Origin of the sequence: Paraclostridium sp. (assembly GCF_051657365.1) — a bacterium.
Taxonomy (GTDB): Bacteria; Bacillota; Clostridia; order Peptostreptococcales; family Peptostreptococcaceae; genus Paraclostridium.
Map to the genome: position 1 here is coordinate 13,087 of NZ_JBOFKN010000218.1, position 18,375 is coordinate 31,461.

Genomic DNA, 18,375 nt, shown 5'->3' on the forward strand with positions numbered 1-18,375 from the left:
AAATGAGAGGGAAATAAGATGCATTATTATTATATGTAGATTTTCAAAAAATATTTAAATGAACATTATAATATAAATTCGAATATAAATATAAAAGAATAATAATGACTATTTTTATATTTATAAACTTTTTATATAGGGGGAATAAAAATGGCTATAAATCAAATGAATTATAGAAATATGTTTGATGGGGTAGATTTGACTATAAAATTAGCAGATGGAGCTTATGTAACTCCTATATGTTTTGATAATGGAGCAACTACACCTCCATTAAAATGTGTTGATAAAGAAATTTTTAAGCATATGCAAATGTATGGATCAATAGGAAGAGGAAAAGGACCAAAATCAGAGTATTCAACTAGAGTGTATGAAAAATGTAGAGACTATGTAAAAGAATTTTTCAATTTAGATAATGATGAGCGATACACAGTTATATTCACTAAAAATACAACAGAAGGAATAAACTTATTAGCAAACACACTGTTAAATAGTAAGTATGATAAAGTAATAACTACTAGAATGGAACATCATGCTAATGATTTACCTTGGAGATATAATGCAAATTTAATATATATAGAAGTTGATGAAGAAGGAAAACTTAAAGTAGAAGATATAGAGAAAGAATTAATAAAACATAATGGAGAGGTTAAATTTGTTGCAATTACAGGTGCATCGAATGTTACTGGATATCTAAATCCTATAAATGAAATAGCAAAAACGGCACATAAATATGGCGCTAAAATTATTGTAGATGCTGCTCAATTAGCTGCTCATAGAGAGATAAATATGAAAGGAACTGGAGATGGTGACTCTATAGATTATTTAGCATTATCGGGACATAAGATGTATGCTCCATATGGAAGTGGATTGGTTATAGGGCTTAAAGATGGATTAGAGAATAAGGATCCATTTTTAAAAGGTGGAGGAGCTGTAGACTTAGTTTTTGATTATGATGTATATTGGAGTGATTTGCCAGCTAAATTTGAAGCAGGAACACCTAATTATTTAGGCGTTGTAGCTTTATATACTGCCATGAACAAATTAAAGGAGATAGGATTAGAGAATATTAAACAACATGAAGAAATTTTGAAAAACAGGTTAATAAAGGGTTTAGAAGATATAGATAGGGTAGTTTTATACGGAAATTCTAATTGTACAGAACGATTAGGAGTAGTTCCTTTTAATATAGATGGAATAAATTTTGATGTTGTCGCAGATAGACTATCGTATATTAGAGGTATAGCTGTTAGGCAAGGTGCATTTTGTGCTCATACGTATGTTAGAAGACTATTAGGTATAACAGATCAAGCGGCTCAAGATTTATTAACTCGTGATTGTAAAGCTGCAGGAATGGTTAGGGCAAGTTTCGGACTTTATAATACATGTGATGAGGTTGATGAGTTTTTAAATACTATGGAATTTATGATTAATAGATGTAGAAAATTTGAGCGTAATATATTCTAATATAAATGAATAAAGTTAGCATTTAGAAGGAAACTAATGATGAGGTGATTTGAATGGATAAAAATAAAGAATTGATAATGGAGTTAAACAAATTTTTAAGAGGAATCCATATGGGAGCAGATACTTTTAGAGTGTATCAAGATAAAGCTAAAAGTCAGGAAGTTAAAAATGAATTAAGTCGTATTATGTTTATATTTAGAGAACAAGATGAAAAAGTAAGTTCATATATAAAAAAGCTTGGTGGAGAACCAGCTGACTCACTAGGGATAGCAGGTGAAATGGCTAGTATGTTTGAAAAACTAAAAGATATGTTTATAGATAGTGATAAAGAAGTTTTAGAGCATGCTATAAGTGCCGTAGATATGGGGATAGAAGGTGGTAATAATATGATTAATTCATATAAAAATGAAAATTTAGATAAAAGTATTTTCCAACATTTAAATGAAATGGTTAGTGAATATAAGGTTATAAATAATAGACTTGATAAATTATATAAATCTCTATAAAAATTTTAGGTATTATTTAAGTAGTTTTATCTATTTAAATAATACCTATTTTTAAATAAGATTTATTATAAAAATTTTATTAGAAGTAAGATTACACCAAATGCTATTAAAAATACACCTGAAGTTTTATTAAGTTTTTCATTATTTGTTTTGTTAGCAAATTTAGAGGCACTTTTAGATGAAATTAAAGCACATATACTACATATGATTAATGCTTTAAAGTTAGTTCCTCCATGTATAATATGTGCAAATGCTCCGGTAAAAGCAGTAAACGCCATTATAAATACACTAGTTCCTACTGCTGATTTTAAATCATATCCTAGTATGCTAGTTAGAACCAAAAGGAGCATAACTCCGGCACCGGCACCCAATATACCACATACTATTCCAACTAATGCACCCCAAAATATAGATAGAACTATTTGTTTTTTAGGATTTTTAATTGTTTGTATTTTTTTATTAGAAGCTACTATAGGTTTTGTTAAAAATTTTATACCTAGTAATATAGTCATTATCATAGATGACGAACCAAGCGTATTACTTGGAATATACTTAGCAAAATAACTAAATATATATGTAAAAATCATAGTAGATATCATCATTATGATTCCATTTTTTATATCTATATTTTTATTTTTGAAATATGTAACTGAGGAAGAACCAGCGGCTAATACGTCTGAAGCTAGAGCTATACCTATAGCCTTATATGCATCAAATCCTAAAATAGCTACTAGCATAGGTGTAATAATTGATGCAGCTGATAGTCCTACTAACCCTATTCCTATACCGGCTAAAATACCTGCTAGTATAAATATAATAATACTGCCCATAAACTCATCTCCATTAAAAAATAAGAAATCTAATAATATATTTATTCCCATAATAGTAAGATTTACACAATGAAATAAAATTAAAAATAAATATGGAAAAATTTATGACATATAGCTATTATTAATATAGTAAATGAGAAATTTCAGAAAATTCTATAAAGAGAGAGGTGGCAAGTTTGCAGGGGAGAGTCGACTTAACAGAAGGTAGAATTACAGAAAAATTAATAAAATTGTCACTACCTATAATGGGAACGTCATTTATACAAATGGCTTACAATATGATTGATATGATATGGGTAGGAAAAGCAGGAAGTAACGCAGTAGCAGCTGTTGGAACAGCTGGATTTTTTCCATGGTTAGGTATGGCATTTATAGCTATATCTAGAGTTGGTGGAGAAGTTAAGGTAGCCCAAAGTATGGGAAAAAATGATATAAAAGAAACTAAGTCATATATAAAAGCTGCGATAGAAGTAAATATTATTTTAGCTTTAATGTATACTTTAGTCCTTTTAATATTTAATAAAGGTCTAATTGGATTTTTCAACTTAGGAGATGTAGATGTCATAAGAATGGCTAAGGAATACTTAATTATAGTTGCAATAGGAATGATATTTTATTTTATAAATCCAGTTTTAACAGCTATATTTAATGGTATGGGAAATAGCAAAACCCCATTTAGAATAAATACTATAGGACTTATAACCAATATAATATTAGATCCGATATTAATACTTGGAATAGGTCCAGTTCCCAAACTTGGTGTAGCTGGGGCTGCTATAGCCACAGTGTTTTCTCAGTTTGTCGTAACGATTTGTTTTATATTGATGATTATAAAGAGAAAAGATGAACACTTTAAATTAAAATTATTTAAGAATATAGAGCTAAATTATTATAAGTCTTTAGGTAGATTGGGGCTTCCTGTGGCTATACAAGGTGGCATGTTTACTATATTTGCAATGCTACTTGGTGTAGTTGTAGCATCCTGGGGACCAGTTGCAATAGCTGCACAAAAAGTAGGGGCTCAAATAGAAGCAATTTCATGGATGACAGCTGATGGAATTGCAGTGGCTCTTAGTAGTTTTGTGGGTCAAAATTATGGAGCGAGTAAGTATGATAGAATAAATAAAGGTTTTAAAATAACACTAGCAATAGGTACTGCATTAGGGATAGTTACAACCTTAATTTTAATTTTGGGAGGAAAACAGATATTTACAGTATTTATAAATGAAGCTGAAACAATAAATGAAGGTGCAAGTTATCTTAAAATATTAGGATATTCACAATTATTTATGTGTGTAGAAATAATAACATCAGGAGCATTTAAAGGGATAGGTAGAACTTATATACCATCAATAATACTGACTATATTAACTGGAGCAAGAGTTCCAATGGCATATTTTTTATCAAGACCAGAGATTTTAGGATTAAGTGGAGTTTGGTGGAGTATAAGTATATCAAGTGTGATTAAAGGCTTATTATTAATAGGCGTTTATTTATATTTATTAAAAACTAATAAACTTTATAAAAGCTCAGAACATAATGTTAAACCTAAAACGGTTTTAAGATAAAATTCTAAGTTAAGTGCTAATTAAAAGAATTAGCACTTTTTAATTTGGAAATAAAAAATCATATATATAGTTACTAAGTTAATGGTATAATAGAAACTTAGATAGTAAAACTGATTTGACTTATTAAAACTAGTTAATAATAAATATAAATGACATATAAGTAGGTGATTGAATGACGAATAAATTTTTACCAGTTTGCAAACAGGATATGATTGATAGAGGCTGGGAACAGGTAGACTTCGTTTTAGTAACAGGAGATGCGTATGTAGACCATCATAGTTTCGGAACTGCAATAATATCTAGAGTTTTAGAAAATGCAGGATATAAGGTTGGTATAATAGCACAACCTGATTGGAAGAGTACTGATGATTTTATGAAGTTAGGTGAACCAAGATTAGGATTTTTAGTTAACTCTGGAAATATGGACTCTATGGTTAATCATTACTCAGTAAGTAAAAAGCATAGAGATAAAGATATGTATTCTCCAGGAGCTAAAATGGGTCTTAGACCAGATAGAGCAGTTATAGTTTACTGTAACAAAATAAGAGAAGCTTATAAAGATGCAAAAATAGTAATAGGTGGAATAGAAGCCAGTTTAAGAAGATTTGCTCATTATGATTATTGGAGTGATAGAGTAAGAAAATCTATGTTAGTAGATAGTCAAGCTGATTTGTTAGTTTATGGTATGAGTGAAAGACAAATAGTAGAAGTAGCAAATGCATTAAATGATGGATTTGAACCAAAGTATATAAGACATATAAATGGTACTTGTTATATAGCAGATAGCAAAGATGAGATATATGAAGATTATGTAGAGATACCATCATTTAAAGAAGTTTCTTCAAGTAAAGAAGAGTATGCGAAAGCTTTTAAAGTTCAATATGATGAACAAGATCCATATAGAGGAAAAGCTATAATCCAAAGACATGGAGATAAATATTTAGTTCAAAATAAGCCAGAACCGCCACTAAATAGAGCAGAATTAGATGAAGTTTATGCACTTCCTTATGCGAAGGATTATCATCCAATGTATAAAGCTATGGGTGGAATACCAGCAATAGACGAAGTTAAGTTTGGTATAGTAAGTTCAAGAGGATGCTTTGGAAGTTGTTCATTCTGTGCGATAACATTCCACCAAGGAAGAGCTGTACAAAGTAGAAGTCATGAATCTATATTAGAAGAAGCTAAATATATAACTGAATTAGAGGATTTCAAAGGATATATACATGATGTAGGTGGACCTACAGCCAATTTTAGAGATGCAGCTTGTAAAAAGCAAATAACTAAAGGTGCTTGTAAAAACAAACAATGTTTACATCCAGAACCTTGCAAAAACTTAAAAGTAGATCATACAGATTTCTTAGAACTTTTAAGAAAAGTAAGAAGTTTACCTAAAGTTAAAAAAGTATTTGTACGTTCAGGTATAAGATACGATTATGTAATGGCGGATAAAAATGATAAGTTCTTTAAGGAACTTGTTGAACATCATGTAAGTGGACAATTAAAGGTTGCACCAGAACATATTGCGGAAGAAGTACTAGAACATATGCAAAAACCAGCAGGAAACACATATGATAAGTTTAGAGATAAATTCTTTAGATTAAGTGAAAAAGTTGGTAAAAAGCAATATATAATTCCGTATTTAATGTCTTCGCATCCAGGGTCAACATTAAATTCGGCTATAGAACTTGCTGAATATCTAAGAGATACAAAGTATCAACCAGAGCAAGTGCAAGATTTTTACCCAACACCAGGAACATTATCAACAACAATGTTTTATACAGGAATAGATCCATTAACTATGAAGCCTGTATATACTCCAAAATCTAAACATGAAAAAGCTATGCAAAGAGCATTGCTTCAGTATAGAGCTCCAAGAAATTATGATTTAGTTCATGCAGCTTTAGTGGAAGCTGGAAGAGAAGACTTAATCGGATTTGGACCAAGATGTTTAATAAAACCAAAAGGTGAATATCCAAGAAATAATAATTACGGCAATAAAAATAAAGCTTCATCAAATAAATCTTCTAGAGGAAAGAGAAAAGAAGATAATAAAGGAAAGCGTGGAAGCCAAAGTTCTAGAGACAATAATTCTAGAACTGAAAAAAGTGGTAGAAACAATAATTCAAGTAAACCAAAAAGAAAGAAAAGATAGATAAAGAACCTGTTTAATTAAAATTAAGCAGGTTCTTTTATTGTTTGTAGTCAAATTGACAAGTTTCGATAAATTACTTATAATAAAACTTATGACAAAAATCGAAAAAAATTAAAATTATAGGGAATATTATACAATATAATAAGTATAAAAATTCCTTTTAAATCGATATAAATATATATTAAAAAAGAAAAGGAGGAGGAGTGCATGGGAAATAAACTTACTATAAAAACTATAGTTGCAATTGGAATTGGATCTGCAGTATTTATGATACTTGGTCGTTTTGGTTCTATACCTACAGGGATTCCAAATACAAATATAGAAACTGCATATGCATTTTTAGCATTAATGGCACTAATGTATGGCCCTTTAGCAGGATTTTTGATAGGTCTTATAGGCCATTGTTTAAAAGATGCCATTTTCTATGGGTCACCATGGTTTAGTTGGGTTATAGCATCGGCAGTAGTTGGTTTAGTAATAGGTCTTATATCTAAAAAAATTAATATCAGTGGTGGAGAGTTTAACAAAAAAGACATAATTTTATTTAATATAACTCAAATTATAGCAAATGCTCTTGCTTGGTTTGTAGTAGCTCCAACGCTGGATATAGTAATTTATGCAGAGCCTGCATCTAAAGTATACTTACAAGGTTTTTTAGGTGGAACAGGAAATATACTAACGGTAGCTATTTTAGGAACTGCTATAATTAAAAGTTATGCTAAAACGAAGATACCTACAGGAAGTTTAGATAGAGAACTATAAAAGGAGATACAGATGAAGAAGAAAATAATAGAATTCAAAGATTTTACTTTTAAATATAGAGTTCAAGCTAAACCTACTTTAAAGAATATAAATCTTACAATACATGAAGGTGAAAAAATTTTGATAGTAGGACCATCTGGTTCTGGAAAAAGTACATTGGCTCATTGTATAAATGGACTAACACCATTTTATTATCAAGGAACTAGTGAAGGTAGTTTGAAAATAATGGGAAAAGAAACAAAGGATATGAGTATTTTTGAAATATCAAAAGTTGTAGGTACGGTACTTCAAGATCCAGATAGCCAGTTTATAGGATTAACAGTTGCTGAAGATATAGCTTTTAAGCTAGAAAATGACTGTACACTTCAAAAGAAAATGAAGTCTATGGTAGATAAGGTATCAAAATTAGTTGGAATAGAAAATCAACTTGATTCTTCGCCATATAGCTTATCTGGAGGTCAGAAACAAAGGGTAACCCTTGCTGGAGTTACTGTGGATGATATAGATATATTATTATTTGATGAGCCATTAGCTAGTTTAGATCCTGCGACTGGGAAAAGTGCTATAGAACTTATTGATAGAATAAAGAATGAAACCAAGAAAACAATAATTATAATAGAACATAGACTAGAAGATGTTCTACATTGTGATGTAGATAGAATAATAGTTATGAATGAAGGCGAAATAGTAGCTGATATGAATTCAGATGAATTAATTTCATCAGATTTATTAAATAAAAATGGTATTCGTGAACCTCTATATATTACAGCACTTAAATATGCAGGAGTAAAGATAAATAAAGAAATGAAACCTGGGAGAATAGACACAATCCAAGTAACTGATTGTAAAAAAATTCTTGAAAAATGGGATGAAGATCAGGATTTATATAAAAATGATAATGATAGTGATTTATTATTAGAACTTAAAAATATATCCTTCCACTATGAAAAGAAAAAGCCGATTTTAAAAGATGTATCTTTTAAAATCCATAAAGGTGAAATGGTAAGTATAGTAGGTAAAAATGGAGCAGGGAAGTCTACTGTTTCTAAGTTGATTTGTGGTTTTTACAAACAAACAAATGGACAAATACTTTTAAATAATAGAGAAATTACCAATGATTCTATAAAAGAACGTGCAGAAAAAATTGGGATAGTTATGCAAAATCCTAATCAAATGATATCTAAAACTATGATATTTGATGAAGTTGCAATGGGTCTTAGATTTAGAGGAATTAAAGAAGAAAAAATAAAAGAGAGAGTATATGATACGTTAAAGGTTTGTGGATTATATGAATATAGAAACTGGCCGATATCAGCTCTTAGTTATGGTCAAAAAAAACGTGTTACAATAGCTTCTATATTAGTATTAAATCCAGAAATAATAATTCTTGATGAACCAACTGCAGGTCAAGATTTTAAACATTATAATGAGATAATGGAGTTTTTATTAGATTTAAATAAAAAAGGTGTAACAATCATAATGATTACACATGATATGCATTTAATGCTTGAATATACGAATAGAGCTATTGTTTTATCTGATGGAATGAAGTTAGATGATGATACTGCTGCTAATATATTAACTAATAAAGAAGTTATTAAAGAAGCTAATTTAAAGGAAACATCAGTTTATGAATTGGCTGTTAAATGTGGATTAGATAATCCTCGTAGCTTTGTAAATAAATTTATTGATTATGATAGGAGGATTAGACAAGTATGAAGACAACGATGCTATCATATATAAAAGAAAATTCACCTATCCATAAATTAACAGGTGCAACAAAATTAATATTTTTTATAGCTTGGTCTATTGCATCTATGATAACTTATGATACTAGAGTCCTAGTTGCTATGTTGATTTTTAGTATTATTACATTTAAAATATCTAAAATAAAATTTAGAGATGTAGCTTTTATAGTATACTTTATTTTATTTTTTATGTTATTAAATAATATTGCTATATTTATATTAGGACCATATCAAGGTGTTGAAATATATGGAACTAGAACAGATTTATTAAAATTGATAGGGCCATATACAATAACTTCTGAACAATTATTTTATCAATTAAACTTTAACTTGAAGATATTAGCAACTATACCTATGGCATTATTATTTATAGTGACTACTGACCCTAGTGAATTTGCTTCATCTTTAAACAAACTAGGTTTAAACTATAAAATTGCATATGCAGTTGCAATAGCTTTAAGATATATACCAGATATTCAAAGAGATTACCATGATATATCTTATGCACAACAAGCTAGAGGTATAGATATGTCTAATAAAGAAAGACTTACGAAGCGTCTTAAAAACATATCGTCAATATTGATGCCTTTAATTTTTTCTAGTTTAGATAGAATAGAAGTTATAAGCTGTGCTATGGAACTTAGAGGATTTGGGAATAAGAGGAAGCGTACTTGGTATAATGCTAAAAAGTTCAAAAGTAGTGATTATATAGTTATAATTTTAGCTATAACTATTTTAATTGCATCATTATATATAACATTTAGTAATGGAAGTAGATTCTATAATCCATTTATATAGTATATAAATAAAAAAGTTACAACGTAAGTTACAATATACTTACGTTGTAACTTTTTTTATTTGTTAAAATCATAATTATCTGAATTTACAGTAAAATACTGAATTAGCAAAGCTAATATGCTACTATTATAGCGATAATACATTTAAGGGGTGAGTTCATTGAAAAAAATAGTAAGTATAATTTTATTTATTTTAATGAGTAGTAGCTTTATAGTAGGTTGTAGTAATACAAAACAAATCGAGCAAGAAGATAAACAAAGTAAAAAAGTTAAAGTTAGTGTTCCTGATGGTTTACCGGCTGTATCTATATCTAAAATTATAGCTGAAAAAACAAATATAAAAGATGGATATGATGTAGAATATAGTATAGAAAAGACGCCAGATGCACTTTCAACAACTGTAATGAAACAAGATGTAGATATAGCAATAGTACCATCTAACATGGCAGCTATTGCTTATAATAAAACTGGCAATTATAAAATTGGGGGTACTACAGGCTTAGGGTCATTTTACCTTGTATCCACTGAGGATATAAATGAAATGAGACAATTAAAGGGAGAAGAAGTAGCTAATATCGGTAAAGGATTAACTCCAGATATAATTACTAAATTTGTACTTAAAGAGAATGGTATTAATAGTGAAGATATAAATTTTACATATGTAAGTTCTGCAAGTGAATTAGTTACTATGGTTTCAAGTAAAAAAGTAGATAATGCTATAGTTCCAGAACCAGCTTTAAGTGCATTAATGAGTATAAACCCTGATTTTAAAATAATAAAAAATTTAAATCAGGAATATAAGGATATAACTGGGTCTGAATTCGGATATCCACAAGCTACTATAATTATAAAATCAAATTTTGTTAAAAATAATAAGGAATTTGTAAATAGATTTTTAGATGAGGTTAGTGAAAGTATTGATTTCGTAAATTCAAATCCTGAGAAGGCTGGAGAATTTGCGCAAAAAATTGGAGTTACTACTAAAAAAGATATGATAAGTAAATCTATAGAAAAAGCAAATTTAAAGTTTATTAAATCAGAAGATGCTATAAAAGAATATGAAGATTATTACAAGGTGTTATCAGAATACGATATCAAAACATTAGGTGGAAAGTTGCCAGATGAAAAAATATACATTGAAAAATAACATAGAGATATTTATGTCTTATATAGTATTTCTTATAATATGGGAAGTGGTAGCTTTAAAAATAGATAATGACATATACTTGCCAACTATAGGTAAGGTTTTAATGATTTTATGTGAAATTATAAAAACCAAGAGTTTTTATTTAAATGTGTCGTTAACTATAGTTAGGTCATGTATAAGTTTTATAATAGCATGTTGTGGAGCCGTATTAATAGGATCATTATCGTACTTAAATTCTACGTTTAAAAACATGATAATACCATTAAATAATATATTTCAATCTATACCCACTATGATTTTAGTAGTGCTAATTTTAATATGGTTTGACAAGGAACAAGCACCTTTTATAATTGGTATTTCTATAGTATTACCGATTTTATATGAAGCTGTTTTAGGAGCTTTAAATAATATAGATAAAAATATAATTGAAATGGTATATATATATGATATTAAATTAATTGAAAAAATAAAAAAAATATATATACCTTCTATAAAAATGAGCTTAGTGCCTATTTTGATTTCTACATTTTCATTAGTGTTCAAAGTGGTAATTGCAGGTGAAATATATGGGCAACCAGCTTATGGAATAGGAACTATAATACAAGTTGAAAAAATAAATTTTAATACTGCGGCAATTTTTGCATGGATTATAGTAATTGGAATGATATCAATACTATTAAATTATATGCAAAAACATATTGTTAAAATAAATTACAAATGGAGAAAAAAATGATTTTATCAATAGAAAATTTAAATAAACATTATGAAGATAAAGTTATATATAAAGATTTTAACGTGGATTTTAATAAAAATAAAGTTAATTGCATTATAGGTAAATCGGGGTGTGGTAAAAGCACTTTGTTAAATTTAATTACTGGAATCAGTGAAAGTGATGATGAAAAGTTTAACATATTACCTAAAAGTGAAGTTAGTTATGTATTTCAAGAAGATAGGTTGATAGAGTGGCTTACGTTAGAAGAAAACATGAAACTAGTAGGAATGAAATTTTATGATAAAGAGGAATTAAATTTAGTAGTTAATAGATATTTAAGTTTAGTTGAAATAGAAAAATATAAAAATGTATACCCACAAATGCTTAGTGGGGGAATAAGACAAAGGGCAAATATAGCTAGGGCTTTTATTAAACCATCAAATTATATAATTATGGATGAACCGTTTAAATCAATAGATGTAAAAATAAAAAATGAGATAATGATTAAATTAAAATCAATTTTTAACATTGAGTTAAAAACAGTTGTATTTGTAACGCACGATATAGAAGAAGCTTTATTTTTAGCAGATAAAATATTTATTTTAGGTGAAAGACCAGTTCAAATTAAAAGAACTTTTGAAAATTTAAAAGAGGTAATTAAAGAAGATATTATAAAATTTATATAATATAAAATTACTTAAGGGGGATAAGTAGAATATCATGATTAATAAAAGGCTAGATAAACTAAGAAGTCTTATGAAAGAAAAGGACATATTTGCATATATGATACCATCATCAGATTATCATCAGAGTGAGTATGTAGGTGATTTTTTTAAATTAAGAGAATACATGTCTGGGTTTACAGGTTCAGCAGGTACATTAATCGTAACTATGGAAGAATGTGGGCTTTGGACAGATGGAAGATATTTTATACAAGCAGAAAAAGAATTAGAAAATAGCCAAATTAAGCTTTTTAAAATGTTTGAAAATGGAGTATTAACAATTCCGCAATATTTAGAAAAGAAAATGCCAAAGGGGAGTAAACTAGGTTTTGATGGAAGGGTAGTATCTGCAAATCAAGGCAAAAACTTAAGTGATAAGTTAATTTCTAAAGATATAGAAATTGTATATGAATTTGATTTGGTTGATGAAATTTATAATGAAAGACCTTGCATGTCAAAAGAAAAAGCCTTTTTAATAGATATTAAGTATAGTGGAGAAAGTTTTGCTGATAAATTAAGTAGGATTAGAGAAAAAATGAAAGAATTAAAATCCACAGTGCATATTATAACTAGCTTAGATGATATTGCTTGGTTATTAAATATAAGGGGACGAGATGTGGAGTATAATCCTGTAGTTTTATCATATTTAGTTATTACCTTAGACAAAATATATTTATTTATAGATGAAAATAAATTAAATAAAGATGTTTTAAATGAATTAAATGAGGTGAATATAAATATAAAAAAATATGAAGAAGTTTACCAATTTATTAAAGAAATTAAATCCGAAGAATCTGTACTTATAGATTCATTTAAAATTAACTATTTAATATATAAGAATATACCTAAAGATACAAATAAAATAGAAAATTCTAATCCTACTACATATATGAAATGCATAAAAAATGAAATAGAACTTAAAAATATTAGAAATAGCCATATAAAAGATGGAGTAGCAGTTACAAAATTTATGTATTGGCTAAAAAATAATATTGGAAAAATTGAGATAACAGAACTAAGTGCAAGTGAAAAATTAGAAAGTTTAAGAAGAGAGCAAGTTGGGTTTATAGAGCCGAGTTTTAATACTATAGCTGGGTATAAAGATCATGCAGCTATGATGCATTATAGTGCTACTTCAGAGAGTCAATATAAATTAGAACAAGAAGGTTTATTTTTAGTAGATTCTGGAGGACAATATTATGATGGAACTACAGATATAACTAGAACTATAGCATTAGGTGAAATAAGCGAACTATTAAAACAACAGTTTACAGCTGTGGTTAGAGGTATGATTTGCTTATCGAAGGCTAAGTTTTTATATGGAACAAGAGGTGTAAATCTAGATGTTTTAGCTAGAGGACCACTTTGGGAGTGTGACATGGACTATAAATGTGGAACAGGGCATGGAATAGGATTTTTATTAAATGTACATGAAGGACCTAATAGTTTTTATTGGAAAATAGGAGAAGATAAAATTAAAAATCCTATTCTAGAAGAAGGTATGGTAACAACAAATGAACCAGGGATATATGTTGAAGGGTCACATGGTATAAGAATCGAAAATGAAATGGTAACTAAGAAAGGTAATAAAAATGAGTATGGACAATTTATGTACTTTGAACCAATTACATTTGCACCTATAGATCTAGATGCCATAAATCCTAAATACATGAATATAGATGAAATTAAATATTTAAATGAATACCATGAAATGGTTTATAATGAATTATCACCATACTTAAATGTAGATGAGAAAATTTGGTTGAAAAATTATACTAGATATATAGATTAAAATTTAAAAATAGTTATTTGGAAATAATATTAAATTAGAATAAGCAATTGCTATTAAAATCTAGTTAAGAAAATATCTTAACTAGATTTTTAATATACACAAATAAATCTAGAAAAAAAATTTATACTAAGGGTATAATTAAGTATAGTAACGAATTAGGGAGTGATAAATTATGGCTAAAGCGGTAAAAACAAATGCAATGAGAATACTAGATTCTAAGAAAGTTAAGTATAATATATTTTCATATGATATATCAGATGATCATGTAGATGGTATTTCAGTTGCAAACAAAATAGGAAAAGATGTCAATGAAGTTTATAAAACATTAGTTACACATGGAACTAGCAAAAATATTTATGTTTATGTAATTCCTGTACATGAAAATTTGGATTTAAAAAAAGCTGCAAAGGTTGCAGATGAAAAAAAAATCGAGATGATACATGTAAGTGACATTAATAAATTAACCGGGTATATTAGAGGAGGATGTTCTCCTATAGGTATGAAAAAATTATATAAAACTTTTATAAATAAAACGGCTGAAAACTTAGATGATATAATAGTAAGCGCAGGAAAAATAGGATATCAGGTTGAAATAAGTCCTGTCGACTTACAAAAAATTATAAATTGTGAATTTGAAGATATAATATAAATTACTTACAAAATATAGAAAGACGTGATAATATGAACATTGAATTTTTTAGAAGAGATGCGATAACTGTTGCGAGAGAATTACTTGGAAAATATTTGGTTAGAAGATACGATGATAAAGAAATTATTACTAAAATAGTTGAAACTGAAGCATATATGGGAATCGAAGATAAAGCTGCCCATGTTTTTGGAGATAAAAGAACAGAAAGAACAAAACCTTTATATCAAGATGGCGGTCATATATATGTTTACTTAATATATGGGATGTATTATTGTTTAAACATTTCAGCTAGTATTGAAGATATACCACAGTGTGTATTAATTAGAGCGGTAGAACCTATAAGTAATATTGATAACATTTCACAAAATAGATATTCTAAAAATTATGTGGATTTAACTATGTATCAAAAAAAGAATATATGCAATGGTCCTGGCAAGTTATGCAAAGCTCTTAAAATTGAAAAAGACTTGAATTTAAAAAGTATATTGGGTGATGAATTATATATTGTAGATAGCCTTAATGGATACGACAATGATGAAAAAATTGAAATTATAGAAAGTAAGCGTGTGAATATTGATTATGCTCAGGAAGCTAAAGATTATTTATGGAGATATTACATAAAAGATAACAAGTATATATCTAAAAAATAATTTTTAAAATATGTATATAAATCAAAAAATGGTAAATACTTATAATATAAGAGGTAATTAATCTCCCCCAAAACTTAAAATATCTCTTACAACCATAAAACTCATATATCCCCAATAAAGCATATACTTACGGACAGTATATGCTTTTTTATTGTTAAAACAAATAAAAAATGATAAAGTTTATATATAGTCGAATATTAAATATGAAAGTAGAGGTTAAGTTCGTGAGAATTATAAAATCATCACAAATTACTGAAGTAATAAAAGAAATTTGTATAAAAGCAAATATATATTTAGGTGAAGATGTAAAAAAATCTATAAGAGAATATGAGACAAAAGAAAACAATGAATTAGGAAAAAACATATTGAATATATTAATTAAAAACTGTGAAGTAGCAGAGGAAAAGCAGATGCCTATATGTCAAGATACAGGTATGGCTGTATTTTTTATAAAAATAGGACAAGATGTTCATGTAGAAGGACAAAATATAACTGATGCTATAAACGAAGGGGTAAGACAAGGATATACTGAAGGATATTTAAGGAAATCTGTAGTAAGTCCAATAGATAGAATCAATACGAAAGATAACACTCCAGCTATAATACACTATGATATAGTTGAAGGAGAAAATATAATTATAGAATTCGCACCAAAAGGTTTTGGTAGTGAGAATATGAGTAAATTAAAAATGTTAAAGCCATCAGATGGAATTAATGGTATTAAAGAATTTATAATAGAAACAGTGAGAGAAGCGGGACCGAATCCGTGTCCTCCTATAGTTGTAGGTGTTGGTATTGGAGGAACTGTTGAAAAATGTGCTCAAATAGCAAAAAAATCATTGTTAAGAGATATAGGTAAACATAATGAAGATAAAAAAATAAAAGAATTAGAAATGGAAATTTTACAAGAGGTAAACAAATTAGGTATAGGACCACAAGGTTTAGGTGGAAATACTACAGCACTTGCTGTAAATATAGAAACATTTCCAACTCATATAGCTGGACTTCCTGTAGTAGTAAATATAAATTGTCATGCATCAAGACATAAAAAAGTTATAATATAAGGGGGATATATACAATGAAAAAAATAACTCTTCCAATAAACCATGACGTTATAAAAGCACTTAAATGTGGAGAAATGATTAGTTTGAGTGGTGTAATTTACACTGCGAGAGATGCAGCTCATCAAAGACTTATAAAATGTATAAATGAAGGTAAAGACTTACCTTTTGATTTAAAAGGACAAGCTATATATTATGTAGGACCAACTCCGAATAAAGAAGGCGAAGTTATTGGATCAGCTGGACCAACAACAAGTTATAGAATGGATGATTTAACAACACCTTTATTAGATAGAGGATTGAAGTTAATGATAGGAAAAGGAAAAAGAAATAAAACTGTTATAGATTCTATGAAAAAAAATACTTGTGCATATTTAGCTGCAATAGGTGGTGCAGGTGCTTATATATCAAATTCTATAAAAAGAGCTGAGGTAATTGCATACGAAGATTTAGGCGCTGAGGCAATTAGAAGATTAGAGGTTGAAGATTTGTTGGTAATAGTAGCGATAGATTGTAATGGTAATAATATTTATGAATTAAATAGATAATTAAAAATCACTATATGAAAGAGGTCGAACTTATGAGTAAAAACTATTCAGAATTAGCATTAAAAGTACATGAAGAAAACAAAGGTAAAATAACTGTTTGTAGTAAAGTTAAAGTTGAAGATAAAGATGATTTATCAATAGCATATACTCCAGGAGTTGCAGCTCCATGTGTTGAAATATCTAAAGATGAAGATTTAGTATATAAATACACTTCAAAAGGAAATATGGTTGGGGTAGTAAGTGATGGAACTGCTGTGTTAGGACTAGGGGATATAGGTGCTAGTGCATCTATACCTGTAATGGAAGGGAAGGCTATATTATTTAAAGAGTTTGCAGATGTGGATGCATTTCCGATTTGTTTAAAAACTAAAGATGTAGATGAAATAGTACATGCTGTGAAATTGATGGAACCGGTATTTGGAGGAATAAACTTAGAAGATATAAGTGCTCCTAGATGTTTTGAAATAGAAGAAAAGTTAAAAAAAGAATTGAATATACCTGTATTTCATGATGACCAACATGGTACAGCTATAGTTTTATCAGCAGCTATAATAAACTCACTAAAATTAATAAACAAAAAAGTTGAGGATTTAGAAATAGTTATAAATGGGCCAGGAGCAGCTGGACTTGCTATAACTAAGATGCTTCTTAGTATGGGAGTTAAAAATGTAGTCTTATGTGGATTAAATGGAGCTTTAGAAGAAAACATGGAAGATTTAAATTGGGCTCAAAGAGAAATGCTAGATGTTACTAATATTCATAATGAAAAAGGATTATTAGCTGATGTTATAAAAAATAAGGATGTATTCATAGGAGTTTCAGGACCTAATTGTGTTACAAAAGAAATGGTAGAATCAATGAATGAGAAATCTATAATATTAGCAATGGCTAACCCAACACCAGAGATAATGCCGGATATAGCAAAAGAAGGTGGAGCGTACATAGTTGGAACTGGTAGAAGTGATTTCCCAAATCAAGTAAACAATGTATTGGCTTTCCCTGGAATATTTAGAGGAGCATTAGATGTTAGAGCTAGTGAAATAAATGAAGAAATGAAGATAGCAGCAGCACATGCAATAGCAAACTCTATAAATGAAGAAGATTTAAACTCAGAGAATATATTACCTAAAGCTTTTGATAGAGATGTAGCAAAAAATGTGGCAGAAGCTATAAAAACAGCAGCAATAAAATCAGGTGTAGCCAGAATATAATCTTTGATAGAAACTGTAAAGGATATCTTAACAGATATCCTTTTTTAGATATA

The 18,375-nt window shown here is 28.4% G+C and carries 17 protein-coding genes; 16 read left to right on the forward strand and 1 reads right to left on the reverse strand.

All coding sequences use genetic code 11. The features are described from left to right. Nucleotides 1-150 precede the first annotated feature (150 nt). Together ACRCYC_RS16910 and ACRCYC_RS16915 are read left to right on the forward strand one after the other, a co-directional pair. Nucleotides 151-1,464 (forward strand): aminotransferase class V-fold PLP-dependent enzyme, encoded by a 1,314-nt coding sequence (locus tag ACRCYC_RS16910; protein ID WP_438620272.1) that lies wholly within the window; start codon nucleotides 151-153, stop codon nucleotides 1,462-1,464. Nucleotides 1,465-1,517: 53 nt separating this feature from the next. Further along, on the forward strand, nucleotides 1,518-1,970 hold the full coding sequence (locus ACRCYC_RS16915) for a DUF2383 domain-containing protein (RefSeq protein ID WP_438620273.1): 453 nt from the start codon (nucleotides 1,518-1,520) through the stop codon (nucleotides 1,968-1,970). A 65-nt stretch (nucleotides 1,971-2,035) separates the two neighbouring features. Here ACRCYC_RS16915 and ACRCYC_RS16920 read toward each other — a convergent pair whose 3' ends face one another. Further along, complete coding sequence (locus ACRCYC_RS16920; RefSeq protein ID WP_438620274.1) at nucleotides 2,036-2,800, reverse strand: sulfite exporter TauE/SafE family protein; 765 nt, start codon at nucleotides 2,798-2,800, stop codon at nucleotides 2,036-2,038. Between the two features lie 176 nt (nucleotides 2,801-2,976). Here ACRCYC_RS16920 and ACRCYC_RS16925 point away from each other — a divergent pair, with 176 nt between their 5' ends. The 14 genes from ACRCYC_RS16925 to ACRCYC_RS16990 all read left to right on the forward strand — a co-directional run bounded on the left by ACRCYC_RS16925 (nucleotide 2,977) and on the right by ACRCYC_RS16990 (nucleotide 18,322). Continuing rightward, nucleotides 2,977-4,368 carry an MATE family efflux transporter gene (locus ACRCYC_RS16925; RefSeq protein ID WP_438620275.1) on the forward strand — a complete coding sequence of 464 codons (1,392 nt, stop codon included), beginning with the start codon at nucleotides 2,977-2,979 and terminating at the stop codon, nucleotides 4,366-4,368. A gap of 172 nt (nucleotides 4,369-4,540) precedes the next feature. Further along, on the forward strand, nucleotides 4,541-6,523 hold the full coding sequence (locus ACRCYC_RS16930; RefSeq protein ID WP_438620276.1) for a YgiQ family radical SAM protein: 1,983 nt from the start codon (nucleotides 4,541-4,543) through the stop codon (nucleotides 6,521-6,523). A gap of 207 nt (nucleotides 6,524-6,730) precedes the next feature. Beyond that, entirely contained in the window at nucleotides 6,731-7,285 is a 555-nt protein-coding gene (locus tag ACRCYC_RS16935) for an ECF-type riboflavin transporter substrate-binding protein (RefSeq protein WP_438620277.1), read from the forward strand. 12 nt (nucleotides 7,286-7,297) lie between these two features. Further along, nucleotides 7,298-9,004 carry an ABC transporter ATP-binding protein gene (locus tag ACRCYC_RS16940; protein WP_438620278.1) on the forward strand — a complete coding sequence of 569 codons (1,707 nt, stop codon included), beginning with the start codon at nucleotides 7,298-7,300 and terminating at the stop codon, nucleotides 9,002-9,004. Then, on the forward strand, nucleotides 9,001-9,831 hold the full coding sequence (locus tag ACRCYC_RS16945) for an energy-coupling factor transporter transmembrane component T family protein (RefSeq protein ID WP_438620279.1): 831 nt from the start codon (nucleotides 9,001-9,003) through the stop codon (nucleotides 9,829-9,831). Before ACRCYC_RS16940 ends, ACRCYC_RS16945 begins: the two co-directional genes overlap by 4 nt. 150 nt (nucleotides 9,832-9,981) lie before the next feature. Beyond that, nucleotides 9,982-10,977: an ABC transporter substrate-binding protein gene (locus ACRCYC_RS16950; RefSeq protein ID WP_438620280.1), complete on the forward strand. Its 996-nt coding sequence runs from the start codon at nucleotides 9,982-9,984 to the stop codon at nucleotides 10,975-10,977. Continuing rightward, nucleotides 10,952-11,710, forward strand: coding sequence for an ABC transporter permease (locus ACRCYC_RS16955; RefSeq protein WP_438620281.1), 759 nt, complete (start codon nucleotides 10,952-10,954; stop codon nucleotides 11,708-11,710). The genes ACRCYC_RS16950 and ACRCYC_RS16955 overlap by 26 nt, the downstream gene beginning before the upstream one ends. Next, the gene (locus tag ACRCYC_RS16960; RefSeq protein WP_438620282.1) at nucleotides 11,707-12,375 is read left to right on the forward strand and encodes an ABC transporter ATP-binding protein; all 669 of its coding nucleotides are present in this window, start codon (nucleotides 11,707-11,709) and stop codon (nucleotides 12,373-12,375) included. The genes ACRCYC_RS16955 and ACRCYC_RS16960 overlap by 4 nt, the downstream gene beginning before the upstream one ends. A gap of 34 nt (nucleotides 12,376-12,409) precedes the next feature. Then, nucleotides 12,410-14,203: an aminopeptidase P family protein gene (locus tag ACRCYC_RS16965; RefSeq protein WP_438620283.1), complete on the forward strand. Its 1,794-nt coding sequence runs from the start codon at nucleotides 12,410-12,412 to the stop codon at nucleotides 14,201-14,203. 172 nt (nucleotides 14,204-14,375) lie between these two features. Beyond that, nucleotides 14,376-14,852, forward strand: a complete 477-nt coding sequence (gene ybaK / locus ACRCYC_RS16970) for a Cys-tRNA(Pro) deacylase (protein ID WP_438620284.1) — start codon at nucleotides 14,376-14,378, stop codon at nucleotides 14,850-14,852. Nucleotides 14,853-14,884: 32 nt separating this feature from the next. Further along, a complete protein-coding gene (locus tag ACRCYC_RS16975; RefSeq protein ID WP_438620285.1) occupies nucleotides 14,885-15,502 on the forward strand; it encodes a DNA-3-methyladenine glycosylase in 618 nt (205 codons plus the stop codon). Nucleotides 15,503-15,726: 224 nt separating this feature from the next. Then, nucleotides 15,727-16,566 (forward strand): fumarate hydratase, encoded by an 840-nt coding sequence (locus tag ACRCYC_RS16980; RefSeq protein WP_438620286.1) that lies wholly within the window; start codon nucleotides 15,727-15,729, stop codon nucleotides 16,564-16,566. 14 nt (nucleotides 16,567-16,580) lie between these two features. Then, entirely contained in the window at nucleotides 16,581-17,111 is a 531-nt protein-coding gene (locus ACRCYC_RS16985; RefSeq protein WP_438620287.1) for a Fe-S-containing hydro-lyase, read from the forward strand. Nucleotides 17,112-17,143: 32 nt separating this feature from the next. Continuing rightward, a complete protein-coding gene (locus tag ACRCYC_RS16990) occupies nucleotides 17,144-18,322 on the forward strand; it encodes an NAD(P)-dependent malic enzyme (RefSeq protein WP_438620288.1) in 1,179 nt (392 codons plus the stop codon). Nucleotides 18,323-18,375: the final 53 nt, after the last annotated feature.

Bases quoted from the DNA above. Each gene is read 5' to 3' on its own strand.
- ACRCYC_RS16910 (WP_438620272.1), top strand. From the start codon at position 151: ATGGCTATAAATCAAATGAATTATAGAAATATGTTTGATGGGGTAGAT.
- ACRCYC_RS16915 (WP_438620273.1), top strand. From the start codon at position 1,518: ATGGATAAAAATAAAGAATTGATAATGGAGTTAAACAAATTTTTAAGA.
- ACRCYC_RS16920 (WP_438620274.1), bottom strand. From the start codon at position 2,800: ATGGGCAGTATTATTATATTTATACTAGCAGGTATTTTAGCCGGTATA.
- ACRCYC_RS16930 (WP_438620276.1), top strand. From the start codon at position 4,541: ATGACGAATAAATTTTTACCAGTTTGCAAACAGGATATGATTGATAGA.
- ACRCYC_RS16935 (WP_438620277.1), top strand. From the start codon at position 6,731: ATGGGAAATAAACTTACTATAAAAACTATAGTTGCAATTGGAATTGGA.
- ACRCYC_RS16940 (WP_438620278.1), top strand. From the start codon at position 7,298: ATGAAGAAGAAAATAATAGAATTCAAAGATTTTACTTTTAAATATAGA.
- ACRCYC_RS16945 (WP_438620279.1), top strand. From the start codon at position 9,001: ATGAAGACAACGATGCTATCATATATAAAAGAAAATTCACCTATCCAT.
- ACRCYC_RS16955 (WP_438620281.1), top strand. From the start codon at position 10,952: ATGAAAAAATATACATTGAAAAATAACATAGAGATATTTATGTCTTAT.
- ACRCYC_RS16960 (WP_438620282.1), top strand. From the start codon at position 11,707: ATGATTTTATCAATAGAAAATTTAAATAAACATTATGAAGATAAAGTT.
- ACRCYC_RS16965 (WP_438620283.1), top strand. From the start codon at position 12,410: ATGATTAATAAAAGGCTAGATAAACTAAGAAGTCTTATGAAAGAAAAG.
- ybaK (WP_438620284.1), top strand. From the start codon at position 14,376: ATGGCTAAAGCGGTAAAAACAAATGCAATGAGAATACTAGATTCTAAG.
- ACRCYC_RS16975 (WP_438620285.1), top strand. From the start codon at position 14,885: ATGAACATTGAATTTTTTAGAAGAGATGCGATAACTGTTGCGAGAGAA.
- ACRCYC_RS16985 (WP_438620287.1), top strand. From the start codon at position 16,581: ATGAAAAAAATAACTCTTCCAATAAACCATGACGTTATAAAAGCACTT.
- ACRCYC_RS16990 (WP_438620288.1), top strand. From the start codon at position 17,144: ATGAGTAAAAACTATTCAGAATTAGCATTAAAAGTACATGAAGAAAAC.